This window comes from Micromonospora polyrhachis (genome assembly GCF_014203835.1).
In the GTDB taxonomy this organism is placed as follows: Bacteria; Actinomycetota; Actinomycetes; order Mycobacteriales; family Micromonosporaceae; genus Micromonospora_H; species Micromonospora_H polyrhachis.
The window spans coordinates 2,161,538-2,175,035 of record NZ_JACHJW010000001.1; the positions used below are offsets into that span (position 1 = coordinate 2,161,538).

General features: G+C 68.7%; 11 protein-coding genes. 5 read left to right on the forward strand and 6 right to left on the reverse strand.

Features of this window, described 5'->3' with window-relative positions; all coding sequences use genetic code 11:
• Positions 1–108: 108 nt before the first annotated feature.
• Positions 109–1,428, forward strand: a complete 1,320-nt coding sequence (locus FHR38_RS08955; protein WP_184534238.1) for an amino acid adenylation domain-containing protein — start codon at positions 109–111, stop codon at positions 1,426–1,428.
• A 96-nt stretch (positions 1,429–1,524) separates the two neighbouring features.
• A complete protein-coding gene (locus tag FHR38_RS32095; RefSeq protein WP_312881988.1) occupies positions 1,525–2,493 on the forward strand; it encodes a cyclase family protein in 969 nt (322 codons plus the stop codon).
• 81 nt (positions 2,494–2,574) lie between these two features.
• On the opposite strand, the gene FHR38_RS32820 is transcribed toward FHR38_RS32095, so the two are convergent.
• Together FHR38_RS32820 and FHR38_RS08965 are read right to left on the reverse strand one after the other, a co-directional pair.
• Positions 2,575–2,703, reverse strand: coding sequence for a hypothetical protein (locus FHR38_RS32820; RefSeq protein WP_281384840.1), 129 nt, complete (start codon positions 2,701–2,703; stop codon positions 2,575–2,577).
• Positions 2,704–2,805: 102 nt separating this feature from the next.
• Positions 2,806–3,492, reverse strand: coding sequence for a TetR/AcrR family transcriptional regulator (locus tag FHR38_RS08965; RefSeq protein WP_184534240.1), 687 nt, complete (start codon positions 3,490–3,492; stop codon positions 2,806–2,808).
• Positions 3,493–3,689: 197 nt separating this feature from the next.
• On the opposite strand from FHR38_RS08965, the gene FHR38_RS08970 reads away from it, so the two are divergent.
• Entirely contained in the window at positions 3,690–5,288 is a 1,599-nt protein-coding gene (locus FHR38_RS08970; RefSeq protein ID WP_312881990.1) for an MFS transporter, read from the forward strand.
• A 42-nt stretch (positions 5,289–5,330) separates the two neighbouring features.
• Here FHR38_RS08970 and FHR38_RS08975 read toward each other — a convergent pair whose 3' ends face one another.
• On the reverse strand, positions 5,331–5,531 hold the full coding sequence (locus FHR38_RS08975) for a hypothetical protein (RefSeq protein ID WP_184534241.1): 201 nt from the start codon (positions 5,529–5,531) through the stop codon (positions 5,331–5,333).
• 101 nt (positions 5,532–5,632) lie between these two features.
• Between FHR38_RS08975 and FHR38_RS08980 the strand changes: the two genes are divergently transcribed.
• The gene (locus tag FHR38_RS08980; RefSeq protein ID WP_184534242.1) at positions 5,633–6,577 is read left to right on the forward strand and encodes a DUF559 domain-containing protein; all 945 of its coding nucleotides are present in this window, start codon (positions 5,633–5,635) and stop codon (positions 6,575–6,577) included.
• Positions 6,578–6,860: 283 nt separating this feature from the next.
• Here the strand turns inward: FHR38_RS08980 and FHR38_RS08985 are convergent, their stop codons facing one another.
• Positions 6,861–7,538 carry a hypothetical protein gene (locus FHR38_RS08985; RefSeq protein ID WP_184534243.1) on the reverse strand — a complete coding sequence of 226 codons (678 nt, stop codon included), beginning with the start codon at positions 7,536–7,538 and terminating at the stop codon, positions 6,861–6,863.
• A gap of 93 nt (positions 7,539–7,631) precedes the next feature.
• Positions 7,632–11,129 (reverse strand): hypothetical protein, encoded by a 3,498-nt coding sequence (locus tag FHR38_RS08990; protein WP_184534244.1) that lies wholly within the window; start codon positions 11,127–11,129, stop codon positions 7,632–7,634.
• Between the two features lie 142 nt (positions 11,130–11,271).
• Here FHR38_RS08990 and FHR38_RS08995 point away from each other — a divergent pair, with 142 nt between their 5' ends.
• Positions 11,272–12,183 (forward strand): DUF559 domain-containing protein, encoded by a 912-nt coding sequence (locus FHR38_RS08995; protein WP_184534245.1) that lies wholly within the window; start codon positions 11,272–11,274, stop codon positions 12,181–12,183.
• Between the two features lie 142 nt (positions 12,184–12,325).
• Here the strand turns inward: FHR38_RS08995 and FHR38_RS09000 are convergent, their stop codons facing one another.
• Positions 12,326–13,366, reverse strand: a complete 1,041-nt coding sequence (locus FHR38_RS09000) for a S66 family peptidase (RefSeq protein ID WP_184534246.1) — start codon at positions 13,364–13,366, stop codon at positions 12,326–12,328.
• Positions 13,367–13,498: the final 132 nt, after the last annotated feature.

Sequence of the window (13,498 nt, forward strand, 5' to 3'; positions counted from 1 at the left end):
TGCCCGTGTGACGGAACACGTGGACGCGGCAGCCCAAGAAACCGGTGGCCGGTGAACCGGCGGATCTGTCACCCTGCCGCACATGGCTGAAGTAGCAGCAGCGCCGCGATGAGTTTCGAAGAGGGCGACAAATCGCCCGAGTGGCGCTACGCGTCGTACCGCACTGTGCGCGGCGCGCTGCAACGAGGCGTGGCTGCTGCGGTAGCCCGGCTACGTGACCGACCGGGACCGGCACAACTGGTCTACGAGTGCACCAGCCGTGACACCCGTTGGGATTGGCAGGTCGACGACCGCTACACCTATCTGGCCCGGCTACTGCGTGACCTGCGCCTCGATCCGGCTCCCCTGGTCGCGCAACTTCGGGCCTGCGGTCCGTACCGGCCCTGGCCCCAACCGGATCCCACGGACGACGACAACCAGTTCAATCTCGCGGTCGGGATCCTGGAGACACTGGCCCGCGCCGGCGACACGCAGGCCCGCGCGGCACTGCGGGCATACGTCCGCGACGGCATTCGCTGGATCGATGTCCTGGAGGCGCTGACCGACGAGTGGCCCGTCGAGTGGTGGGATGACCTCTGGGAGGTCGCCGCCAAGCGCATCTCCGCCGCCGACGCGGCAGAACTGTTGATCAAGGGGGAGCCGTGGCAACGCTGGCGCGGTCGCGACGTTCGACTCGATGCTGTGCTCGACGCCGCTGACCGCACCCGGCCCTCGACCGATCGTCGTCGGATCGACCTGGCCACGGCATCCGACGCTGAACTGGTTGCCGCCCTGCGGGCGGCAGTAGACACCAATCCGCGCAGCGCGGGAGCCGTACTCTGGCAGATCCGACGCCGGGGACGTCCCGTACCGGAACTCCTCGACCTCATCGAACACCTGGCACCGGCACGGCCGGCGGGCCTGCTCGGCGCGCTGCGTCTACTCGGCCCCCTGGGCGTCCCGGCGGCTAGGCGGTGGGCCGCCGATGCCGAGCACCCGCTGTTCCACCACGCCCCGGACCTGCTCGCCGCGTACGGCGACGGGCAGGACATCCCGGTGCTACTCGCCGCCCTCGACCAGCTCACCGACCGGTGGTGCGGTTACGACCGCCTGACCGAGGGCCTCGCCCGAATCCTCGCCGGCTCGCCGCCGGCCGCACACGCCGACACCCAGGTAAGGCTGGTCCGCCAGTTGCGCTGGCTGACCATCGCCTCACCACACTCGTACGAGCGAGCCAGCTATCTGCGCAGTCTGCTGCTCCTGGACCCGCAGCGCACGACGGATGCGCTGCCGATCCATCTGCTCGACTGCGAGCCCGAGGTGCGGCTGTTGGCCGCCCAGCACGCTCCGCTCACCGAACACGCCCAGCGCTGGTTGGCCGAGTTACGCGACGACCCCATCGAAGAGGAAAAGGTCCGGCGCGCTGCGGCCGACCGGGTCAATCGCTGAGCCACCCCACCCGCCCAGGTTCGCCCCCGTGGCGTCGCGACCAGCGGACACAACTGCCCTGTCGCCGTACGGCGATCTGCCGGCATGCTTGCCCATGTGACAGAACACGTGGAACCGACACCGGGGCAGACGGAAACGGCACAGTGGCGGGCGCAGTTCGACGCGGAGGTCAGCTTTGCCAACGGTGGCGGACTTCGCACGGAGGGCTTTCGGCTGGACATTCCGGGCACGACGATCGAGGGTACGACGATCGGCGACGACGAGTTGGCGGCGCTCTTCGTCCGCCATCTCGGGCTACTGATGGTGGCCGAGGTGCGGATCAGCAACAAGACGATCATCCAGGAGGCACACAAGGGTGGCCGGGGCGTGACTGCCTCACCCAGTGTCGGGGCTCGTCGCATGATCGAGTTGAGTCACGTCATCCGGGACGGGATGGTCACCCTGCCGGGCTTCCCGGCACCCCGGATCACCGACTGGATGAGCTGGGCGGACTCCCGTGCGCGGTACGCACCGGGCACCGAGTTCCAGATCGGCCGGATCGACATGATCGCCAACACCGGCACGTACGTGGACACGCCCGGACACCGCTGGGCGGGGCAGGTTGACCTGGCCGGCGTGCCGCTGGACCGCCTCGCCGACCTGCCCGGCATCGTCGTACGGGTGCCGGCCGGGACGCGCGCCGTCGACCGGCTGATGCTCGCCCCGTACGAGGTGGCTGGTCGGGCGGTGCTGCTGCACACCGGGTGGAACGAACACTTCGACACCGATCGGTACGGCTCGCCGGAGCACCCGTACCTGACCGGGGACGGCGCGCAGTGGCTGGTCGAGGCGGGTGCGGCGCTGGTCGGCATCGACTCGATCAACATTGACGACATGGGCCCGGCGTCGGCCGGGACCCGACCGGCGCACAGCGCCCTGTTGGCGGCCGGCATCCCGATCGTCGAGCACCTGCGCGGGTTGGGCCAGTTGCCGCCGGACGGGTTCCGGTTCACCGCCGCACCGCCTCTGGTCGCCGGGATGGGCACCTTCCCCGTACGGGCCTTCGCCGTGCTCGACTCCGCCTGATCGTCGCTTGATCTCTGGGTTTGTGTGCATCCATTGCTGTCCCACAGCAGCAATGGATGCACACGGACCAGTCAGGAAACCTCAAGCGGCCCGAGGTAGCTGGGTCTCGGACTGCCGCAGCAGGGCTTGGAGGAGGGACGGAAGGGCTTGCGACTGCGCCAGGTCGATCGGCCACCGCTCGATGTCCGCACCGACGGAGAGTTCCAGCATGATTCCGCCAACTAGGAGCGACGCCGCCTGCTCTTCCGCTGGCAGCCCGGGTTCGCGTGCACGTTGGTTGCTGCTGTCGACACACACAAGTTCAGTCGGGCATTACGTCGAGGTCAGGTGTATGTGGTGCGCTCCGGCAGGACCGGGATGCACCTGCTCCATCGCCTCGCTGTGGGCCACCAGCGCCGGGTAGTCCACGGCCGCACCCCGCAACAGCGTCTCGATGGCGCTCTCGGCCTCGGCGTCGGTCAGGTGCTCCCGGCCGAAGAGGGCGCGATAGTGCACCAGCGCACCCACGATGTCGAGCAACTGGTCCCGGTCGGCGTCCGCCCGCAGGTCCCCGCGCGTGATGGCCCGATCGAGTGTGCGGCCGACGGCCTGACGGGACGGTTCGACGACCGTCTCCAGGTAGCGTGCCTGCAGCGCCGGGTCCGGCGCGCACTCGGCGTAGAGGGAGCTGAGCACCTCTGGGCGAATCGTGCGGTAGGCAGCCAGGAAGACGTTGAAGCTCTCCGCTAGGTCGCACAGCGTGCAGCCGGTGTCTGGCGGCGCGGGTACGGCCAGCCGGCTGGCGATGGCGGCGAGCGCAAGTGGCGCCCGTCCCGACCATCGGCGGTAGATCGCCGGTCGCGAGGTGCCGGCCCGGCGGGCCACCTCCTCCAGCGACAGCCCGGGGTAGCCCGTCTCGTCGAGCACCTCCAGCGTGGCCGCGAGGACAGCGTCGTCGATTTGGGGGTTGCGGGGTCGCCCGCCGCTGCCCCCGGCTGCGGACCTGCGCGGTTGAGACATGCGGCCCAGGCTAACCCACGATTACACACCAGTACGTAATGAAATCTTCACCAAAAGTGAGGAGGCATTACCTCTTCCCCCCTTACATTACGTATCGTATCGTAATCTAAATCTCTGGGAGGGGCCTCACTGATGTCAAGCACGACGAACCGGCTCGAAGGCCGCACGATCCGCCTGGCTCGAACGGGGGACGCGCAGTGAGCGGACCCGGCACGAACGTAGGCCACCCCGGGAGCGATGCGACCGCCGCGGAGCGGGCCACCTGGCGGGAGTGGACCGGGCTCGCGCTCCTGGTGCTGCCCATGCTGATTCTGTCGACCGACCTGACAGTGTTGTTCTTCGCGCTGCCCACGCTCAGCGCTGACCTCCAACCCACCGCAACCCAGACGCTGTGGATCGTGCACGTCTACGGCTTCCTGATCGCCGGGTTCCTCGTCACCATGGGACGACTCGGCGATCGGGTCGGCCCCCGGCGGCTCCTGCTGACCGGCGCTGCGGCGTTCGCCGCGATGTCCGCCGTCGCCGCGTTCTCCGTCAGCACGGAGATGCTGATCGCCGCCCGTGCACTACTGGGGATCGCCGGTGCCACGCTGATGCCGTCGCTGTTCTCGCTGCTGCGCACCATGTTCCGCGACGACCAGGAGCGTCGGCTCGCCATCGCCATCATGTTCAGTTCGTTCTCCGTCGGCGCGGCGGTCGGCCCGCTCCTGGGTGGCCTGCTGCTGACGTACTTCTGGTGGGGGTCGGTCTTCCTCATCAACGTGCCGCCGATCCTCCTGCTCCTACTCGTCGGTCCTCGGCTGCTCCCCGAACGCCCGGAGCGAACCCCTGTCCGGCTCGATGTGGCGAGCGTCGCGCTCTCCGTGATCGGCATGTTGGCCGTGGTCTACGGCCTGCAGGAACTCGCCGCTGGGCAGGAAACCGACACCGGTTCGATCTGGCCGAAGCTCGCCAGCATCGCGGTCGGCGTCGTTGTCCTGACCCTCTTCGTACGCCGGCAACGTCGGCTCCGTGACCCGCTGCTCGACCTCGCCCTCCTCACCAACCGACCCGTTGCCGCCTCGCTGGCAACCCTGCTGCTCGTCGGAGTCGGTGTCGTCGGCGTCTTCTACCTGTTCACCCAGTACCTCCAGTGGGTCGTCGGCCTCTCCCCCCTACAGGCTGGTCTCTGGACGCTGCCATACATCGTGGTCAACATCGTTGGGGCGATGCTCGCACCAGCCCTCGCCGCGCGGTTCCGGCCGGCGACCGTCATCGCGGGCGGTTTGGTCATCGCCGCGCTCGCCACGATGCTGGTCGTCGTTGCCACCGGCACGGGGGCACCGCTCGCCCTTCTCGTGGCGGCGACATCGGTCATCGGCCTCGGGCAAGGCGCAGCAAATGCGCTGGTCAGCGACCTGATCATTGCCAACGCCCCAGCCGAACAGACGGGGTCCGCAGCCGCCGCACAGGAAGTGGGGGGCGAGCTGGGAGCCGCGCTCGGTTTAGCAGCCGGCGGCGCGATCAGCATGCTCGCCTACCGCGCCGCACTATCGGACACCGCGCTGCCCGAGGTGCCAGAATCGGCCACGCGAGCGGCGGAATCCAGCATCCATGAGGGGGTCGCCGCAGCGGAGGGCCTGACCGCCGAGGGCCTTGCCGCACACGGCTCGGCGCTCCTCGGCGCAGTACGCGACGCGGTGACCCACGGGCTACAGATCTATGCCGGGGTGGGGGCGGCCCTCGTGGCCGGGGCCGCCGTACTCGTCACCGTTGTCCTCGTCATGCGCAAGGGGGAACCCACACCCCACGACTAGACGATCGATGTGCGGTCTGCTCATCCCGGCCGGCGGCCTTAGCTACCGCCGCCAGCACCGCCGCCAGCTGCCGTGGCAGCTCCGGCCACGGCAGCACCCAGCCTGGGTACGGGACACGGAGAGCTCGACCAACGCCGCGACGACGTCCTCGGGCGCGAACAGGTCACGCATTCCGGCCGCGAACGAACCCACCGTCTTCGTACCCAGCGCGCCCGCCTCCGCGAACTCCAGGTGGCTCGCCAACCAGGCGGTCCCGTCGACAGGCAGCGAGTGTTCCTTCTCGATGTCACGCGCGTCTTCGTTCGGGGCAGCGGGTGGCTATCCGGTGACGGCAAGCTGTCCGAATGCCCCGAGCACCCCGGGTACCCCGAGAGTTGGCGTTTCTCCCGTTCTCAGCGCGGCGGGCCGTCGCTGCCGGGTTGCTGACCAGGAGCATGCTCCGCGGGCCCTCCTGGCGCCGACTACTGCCCGACATCTACCTGCACGCCAGCGCCTACCGGGAGGACGACCACCGGATGTGGTGTGACGCCGTCGCCCTCACCCTGCCGCCGAATGCGGCGATCGGGGGCTTGAGTGCGGCGTATCTGTGGGGCGTCAACCTGCTCAACCGCGACAGCCCGGTCTGTGTCGTACTGCCCGCACCGACCCGGCGCCGCCCCAACCGGCGCGTTGCTGTCAGCCACCACACGCTGGCAGCCGAAGACATCGGCCGATTCGCCGGATTGCCGGTCACCACTCCCATCCGGACCGCCTTCGACCTCGGCCGTGGTGCGTTCGATCCCGACGGTGGCGCGTTCGCACCCGACGGGCGGCACCAGGCTCAGACCGAGGCGGTGGTGGCGGTGGATGCGCTTCTCCACCGCAGGGTGGTACGGCTGCCCGCGCTGGGTGAGTACCTTGCGACCCACCGCGGCTGGCCCGGAACCGCCCAGCTACGTCAGGTGCTGACGCTTGCCGAGCCATTGAGCGAGTCCCCGATGGAGACCCGTCTCCGGCTGCTCCTACACAACGCCGGCGCGCCACCGCTGACCGCCCAACACGACGTCCACGACGCGCGGGGCAGGTTCCTCGGCCGAATGGACCTGGCCTACCCACGGTGGCGTATCGCCATCGAGTACGAGGGCGACCACCACCGGGAACGCGGTCACTTCCGCCGCGACGTCGCTCGACTCAACGCGCTGCGGGCGGCTGGGTGGCTCGTCCTCCGGTTCACCGCCGACGACGTACTCCGGCATCCCACCCGAATCATCCGCCAAGTGAATCGGGCAATCCACGAGCGCCGATCCTGATCACTTCTGCCGTTCGCGATCTGAGCGCCAGAGGCGCTAAACCACCCCGGTAGCGCCTCTGGTGCTCAGATCACCAACGATGGTCCGGGGCGGAGTTGGCGAAAATGGGCGGACGACCAACGAAGAGCTTGATGATCTGCGACTGGTACACCGGTCACCTCGACCGGGGGTACATTTGGCGTGAGCCCGCGCAGGCAGCCTGACTACCTGCGCCAGGTCGGCCTCACTGGCCCCTTCTGGGGCGCCGGCACCTGATCCCCCAACATCTGTATGTTGCAGACGGTCAGTAGCCCATGATTCTCGAGCCGATGACGGTCTGCCCCACGAACTCGGCCAACCACTGCACCCGGGCGTCCTCACGGCTCGGCACATGCACATAGAGTGTGTGGTCGTCCCTCGGCACCCGTTCCTCAATGCCTTCGCCGTTCATCACCAACTCAATGCCGACATAGTTGGCCTGTCCATCCAGCGCCAGCTTTGGCACGGCTGGCCAGGAGCCCACCCACCACAAGATATTTGCCAGATCGGTGTCGACAGCGGCAAGGAACTGGTCCTCAACGGAGCCGATCTGCTCGTGTTCCATCGTCAACTTGACGGGCAGATCTGGCAGCCTGGCCAAGGCTGCCACCGTCACCTCGGTAAGGTCCATCAACAGCTCGACATCGCCGTCTTCCTTCCAGGACCAGTAGTCAATGCACTGCGGAAACAGCGCATCGCGCGGTGAAGCCAGCAAATCCCAGGCATGCGAAGCCGCAATAGCGGGCACCACCAATTCCAGCCACCCCCCATGCAACGCAGTGAGAAAGCGGGGCAAACCAATGTGCGTACGGGTGAATGCCTCCACCTCCATCATCGCGCCCGACGAGGTCAGGTCAGCAATATCCAGCAGTTTCCGGGCTACCCGCCACGCCTCAGAAAGATCACTGGTACGCAGAATCGGATAGGCCAGGGAATAGCCCATCAGGTCAGCCTCCTGATGATCGACGTCCCAAAAGCGTACGGAGATGGGCCGAGTCGACGCGGTGCGCCCTGATCGACGCGGTCAACAGGCTGGTCAGCGGGGCTGGTCGCCGTTGAGGACGCGCTGCCAGGCGGAGACGTACAGCTCGGTCAGCGGCCGGGTAGGCCAGGAGATCCCCTCGACCTCGCTGCCGTCGGCAGAGCCCTTCAGGTCGTAGAGCGCTGCCTTCCAGGATTCCAGCGGAAGATGCTTCTTGCCCGCCTTGACCCACCCGCCCGCTAGGAACACCCCACGCCCGGCTCGGGACCGCTTCGCCTCGACCACCAGGCCCCGCTCGACCAGCGTCGCCACCGCCGTCTTGTGCCGGGCCGGCGTCCACCCGTTCCAGGTACGGATGTTCCGGTCGGTCGGTTGCAGCAGCGTCAACAGCTCAAGGTAGAGGGCGGCCGGGTCGGATGCCAGGTCCAGCCGCTGGCCCACCTCGGCCACCAGCTCCGGCACGCTGGCCAGCGGGTACGCCTCATACGCCCCGTCGGGCAGCTTCCCGGACCGGATGCGCGCCACCATCCGTCCGCACTCCTCGCTGAGCAGCCACTGCACGACGGCGAAGTCCCAGACGCCGAGCCAGGCCGTGGCCCGCAACTGCTCGGATCGGGTGTCGTCGCCGTAGAACGCCGGTCTGAAGAAGAGACTCGGTTCCAGGTCCCGTTGGACGCCCCGGAGTAGACGGGTCCCACCCAGGGTGACGACGGTGAGGCCATCGTCGATGGTCGCCACGTCGAGGGGATCCGGACCGTGGTACGGCTCGTCACCGAAACGGGCTCGCAGGTCCTCATGCGCGCAGTGACGGTAGTGCGGGCTACCGGCCTTCAGCAGGAGCCCCGGATGGGAGAGCCGGGCACGCAGCAGCTTCACCGTGTCGGGAACACCGGCCCGCACCGGATCACCGGCGGGCAGTTCGGCATAGGCCCACTGTGCCCCCATGGCAAGGGTCCTGAGCAGGTTCCCGAATCGCCAGGCAGCCGTGCCCCCTTCGTCATCGGTGACCTTGTAGCCGTACTCCCCCTTCTCGATCCAGGTGTCCAGGTTGGTGGTGAGGGACGAAATGGCGTACGGCTCCGCGAGCATCACACACAGCTCGGCGGTGGACTCGACCGTGGGCAGTTTCGTCGCCGCTGCCAGGGTCGCCTCGGGCACGCTGACCCTGCGGCCAACCATGGAATTCCACCGCTGCGCCACCCGCTCGGCCACCGCGCACATCCCACCCGGCTCCCACAGCTCGGCCGGGTCGGCGGGCAGCACATCGGCGAGCAGGTCAAGCCTCTGCTCGGGGCGGAGCATCCCAAGTTCCTGCCGGCCGGCTTCCGCCTCGGCGGTCTTCAACCGGAGAATCTTCCGTTCCGTCTCGTCCAGGAACGGCGGACTGTAGGAGCCGGTACCGGGAATGCCGGCGAGGATGAGCCCGGCGGCGGGGCGACTCAACCCCGTACGCTCGGCGAGGACACCGACCGCCGCGACGTCGTACGGCACCGGCCCACGCTCCCGGACGAGGGTGATGATGCGGCACAGCGTATCCGCACTGCCCCAGCCGCCGCGAGGGGCGTCCGCCACCTCGACCACAGTTCCCAGCGCTGGCGGATCGCCGGCACCGGTCCGCAGTTCGACGAATCGCCGCCGGTCCCTGGTGACCCAGCCGAGCGCGGCCGCAGCCCCGTACTTCCCTTGGACGAACAGCGGCCCGGTCTGCTCGGTCTCCACCACACCCATCCGCAGCGACGCCTCCGGGTCGGCGAAGGGCGTCTGTGCCCAGACCTCCAACAGGGCCAGCAGTCGGGCCCGACGCTCGTCCCGGGTGGAGGCGGCCACGGCCCGTAGGGCGACACCACCGATCCGGCCGATCAGTGACACCCAGTAGTCGGTGACCGGCAGCCCGCGCTCGGCTTCGGCGGCGAACCGGTCCGGGGTCACGACACCGGTGAGGAAACCGCCGACGAGTTGGATCCCGCGTAGCGATCCACCGTCGCGCTGCGCCGTCCAACGTTCGGCCAGCCCGTACAGCGCCCCGGTCACTTTGGCATCGTCCAGGGGATGCCTGGCATCGTCCAGGGGAAGCCGGGCAGCATCCAGGGGAAGCCGGGCCGTCTCCTCCACCGGCGCCGTCCCGGCCGACGCTGGCTCGGCCCCGGCCTCAGCCGCCTGGTCAGCCCCAGCCGCCTGGTCAGCCCCAGCCGCCTGGTCCGCCCCAGCCGCCTGGTCCGCCCCAGCCGGTTGGCCCAGCCGGCGCAACGCGGGAACTCGTTCCAGGTCGCCCTTGTTCCAGTGCCGGTCCAGTTTGCTCCGCAGCAGCGTCGCGAACACCGGGTCGGCCACCAGTGCTGGAATGTCCTCTTCTGGGTCCCGGTCGAACATCCAGACGTGGAAGGCGAGCCCGGCGTCCGCCGCCGGTGCCGCCACCGGTACGCCCTTCGCGAGGCAGGTTTCCAGCACCCGTACGTCGATCGCGCGTTCCCAGTAGGCGGCGCCGTCAAGCCGTACGGGAATGGCGTCTGCGACGAGCCGGGCGCTCAGTGCAGCGATGAGCCATCCGAACTGGCGCGGCAGCGTCCGGTGCACGCGGTCCCGGGAAACCCGCCGCGCGTGGATGACGGCCCGGCTGAGCCAACGTGCCGCGGTCTGGGCCGGCGCGACTGGAGCGACGCTCTCCTGCACGGCTGTCTCGTGTTGAGTGGACGATACGTGCGTCAGGAGGTCGAGCGCGCCGCTCTCGTTGAGCAGCTCAAACCACCAGCCGTCGATACCGTCGGCCACGGGGAACACCTCGAGCAGCCGACGCTGGATCTGCGTCGAGCCCTTGGCCAACGCAATGAGCGCCGGCCGCCACGCCTTCCACACCGCCGTCGGTGACTCACGGATTGCGGGCAACGGCAGCAGCCGTTCGATGAGATGTTTCTGCTCGACATCGACGTCCCGGCCAGCCGCGCGTGCCGCCGCCGTGAGCTGTCGCGGCAGTTCCGGCCAGGGCGACTGGCCATGCTGGGTACGCAGCTCGGCGAACTCGATCAGTGCGGCAAGCGCGGGTTGGGGCGCGTACCGGTCACGCAGCGCGGCCCCGAACCGGCCGGCCACCTTGGCACTGATCGCCCCCGCTGCGGCGAACTCCCGATGGGCCGCCAGCCAACTGTCGCCGTCGACCGGAAGGCTGTGCGTCTCCTCGGCATCCCGGGCCCGGCTGAACGCCATCGCCGCCCGTTTGGTGTCCCGCCTGATGAGCTGCCGGCCGGCATGTTCCCAGAAGACCGGCAGGTGCCCCACCGGCAACCGGCGGGCCTCCCATTCGTACGTGCCCATCGCGTCGTGGGGGGCCTTACCGGCGGCTCGCTTCAAGTGGTCGACCACCGCGAGGGCCGCCTCGGCGTTGTTCGGATCGGCGATGAGTGCCCAGGCGGGATACGTCCGGCAGGCCAGCACCTGCGCGGGAATCGGATCACACTCCCTACCCGTCGCATCGCGACAGGTCAGCCCCGTTCCGGTCAGGCTGAGTTCGTATCCGTCGCCGGCCGAAACCCAGACGGCCTCGCTGCTGCTCCGCATGGCCGGCATGATGGCAAACCAGGCTGACATTCTCCGATGTGCCACATGACGATGCGGCGTGACTTCGGGGCCGCCACGGCTTCGGAGGTAGCACGAGTTCTTCGGGGCAGCGCGCAACGTTCCGTGACGGCAGGCTGTCGGAATGTCACGACCACCGCGCATTCCCAGAGAGTTGGCATTCCTCCCGTTCTCCGGCAGTCAGGCGGTCGTCGCCGGCCTGGTCACGTGGCGAATGCTTCGCGGCCCGTCCTGGCGTCGCATGTTGCCCGACATCTACGTCCACATTGACGGCTACCGCGAGGACGACCATCGGATGTGGTGCGACGCCGTCGCCCTGACCCTGCCGAGGGGTGCCGCCATCAGTGACCTCAGCGCGGCGTTTCTGTGGGGTATCGACCTCCTGCCGCGCGAGAGCCCGGTCTTCATCACGCTTCCGGGTACGGCCCGCCGACGCTCCAGCCCTCGCGTGTCGGTCAACCAACGGTCCCTACTGGTTGAGGAGATCACCCGGTTCGCCGGGCTACCGGTCACCACCGGTCTCCGCACCACGTTCGACCTCGGGCGGCAGCTGCCCCGGACGGACGCCTTGGTCGCGGTGGACGCGCTGCTGCATCGGCGGGTGGTCAAGCTCCCAGATTTGGCCGGTTACCTGGACGCGCACAGCGGCTGGCCCGGCACCGCCCAACTGCGCGAGGTGGTCACGCTGGCCGAGCCACTGAGCGAGTCCCCGATGGAGACCCGGCTCCGGCTCATCCTGCACGACGCCGGCCTGCCACCTCTGACCGCGCAGCACGACGTCCATGGTGTTCATCCGCAGCGCGGACGTATCTTTCTCGGCCGTGTCGACCTGGCCTATCCCCGGTGGCGGATCGCTCTCGAGTACGAGGGCGACCACCACCGGGAACGCGCACACTTCCAGCGCGATGTCGCGCGACTCAACGCTCTACGGGCGGCGGGCTGGCTGGTGCTGCGTTTCACGGCGGACGACGTACTACGGCATCCTGCCCGAATTGTCCACCTGGTGACTGGCGCGATTCTCGAACGCCACCGTTGATCATGGGGCAGCCGAAGGTGATCAGGACTCCATGGACCTTATCCACCGGTCGTAACGTCCATGGGGCCCTGATCACGAGCTGTCCGGACGGCAGCAGGCCGGCGCAACAGGCCGGCGCAACAGGCCGGCGCAGCAGGCTGGCTCAGTAGCGGACGGAGATGCGCCGGCTCACCGCGTCGACCCGGGCGGTGCCGCCGTAAGGGACGATCAACTGCGGGTCGGTGTGCCCGATGTCGAGGTCGAACACGACCACGGCATCCGGGGCGTACTCGGCGAGGGCGCGCAGTACGGCGGCGCGCTGCGCCTCGGCGTACTCCTGCTTCTGCTCCTGGGTGTGGGGTTTCGCGAAGTCCCAGGCCTTCGCGCGACCGACCAGTACGGCCGGGAAGCCGGCGAGCAGGCCGCGCTCCCCCAGGTTGCGCAGGATGCGGTAGACCTCGACATCGGAGGGCAACTCCTCGGAGGTCTCCATCAGGAAGACCGAGCCGGCGTACGACTCGCTCGGGCCGACCCGACCGGCCTGGAGGATCCCGGAGAGGATCTCCAGGTTGCCACCCCAGATCGGCCCCTCGACGATGCGGGCCGGGCCATGCCAGCTCCAGCCGGTGCCGGGAAACATGGTCAACGGCCGGTCCAGGCCCGCCGGGTCCTGCCAGTCGCCCGGTTCGTCTCCCCACTCGGTAGCCGGCGCGAGGTCGTACCAGTCGGCGGTGAACAGGGCGGCGCGCAGCGAGTCGAGGCTGGCCGGGTGCATGGCGACGGGGCGGCCGAGGTGCACCAGTACAGAACCACCGTGGTAGCCGACGATGCCGAGGCCGTACAGGTGGTGGAGCAAATTGGTGTTGTCCGAGTAGCCGAAGAACGGCTTGGGGTTGGCTCGCAGGATCTCGTCGTCCAGGTACGGGACGACGGTGAGCTGGTCGTCGCCACCGATGGTGGCCAGCACCGCCGTGATCGTCGGATCGGCGAAGGCCGCGGTCAGGTCCCGGGCCCGGTCGCGCGGGTCGGCCTGCCACTGCCGGGTGGTCGGATATTCCACCGGCACCAGGCCGAGTTCGTCGCGGAGCCGGCGCAGGCCCAGCTCGTGGACGTGCGGGAAGATCGCCGGCAGCGCGGTGGACGGGGACACGACGGCGACCTGATCCCCCGGCTGCGGCTTCGCTGGATACCTCAGCTCTTGCATGCTGAGACGCTATCGCCCGGACCAAACGATTAAATCTCTCATAAGCTGACAGAGCGACCAGCGCGGATCATCCCCGCCCGGCTGAGGTGTAAGGAAGGGCCCCTTCCTATCGTTTTTTGTATAGGAAGGGGC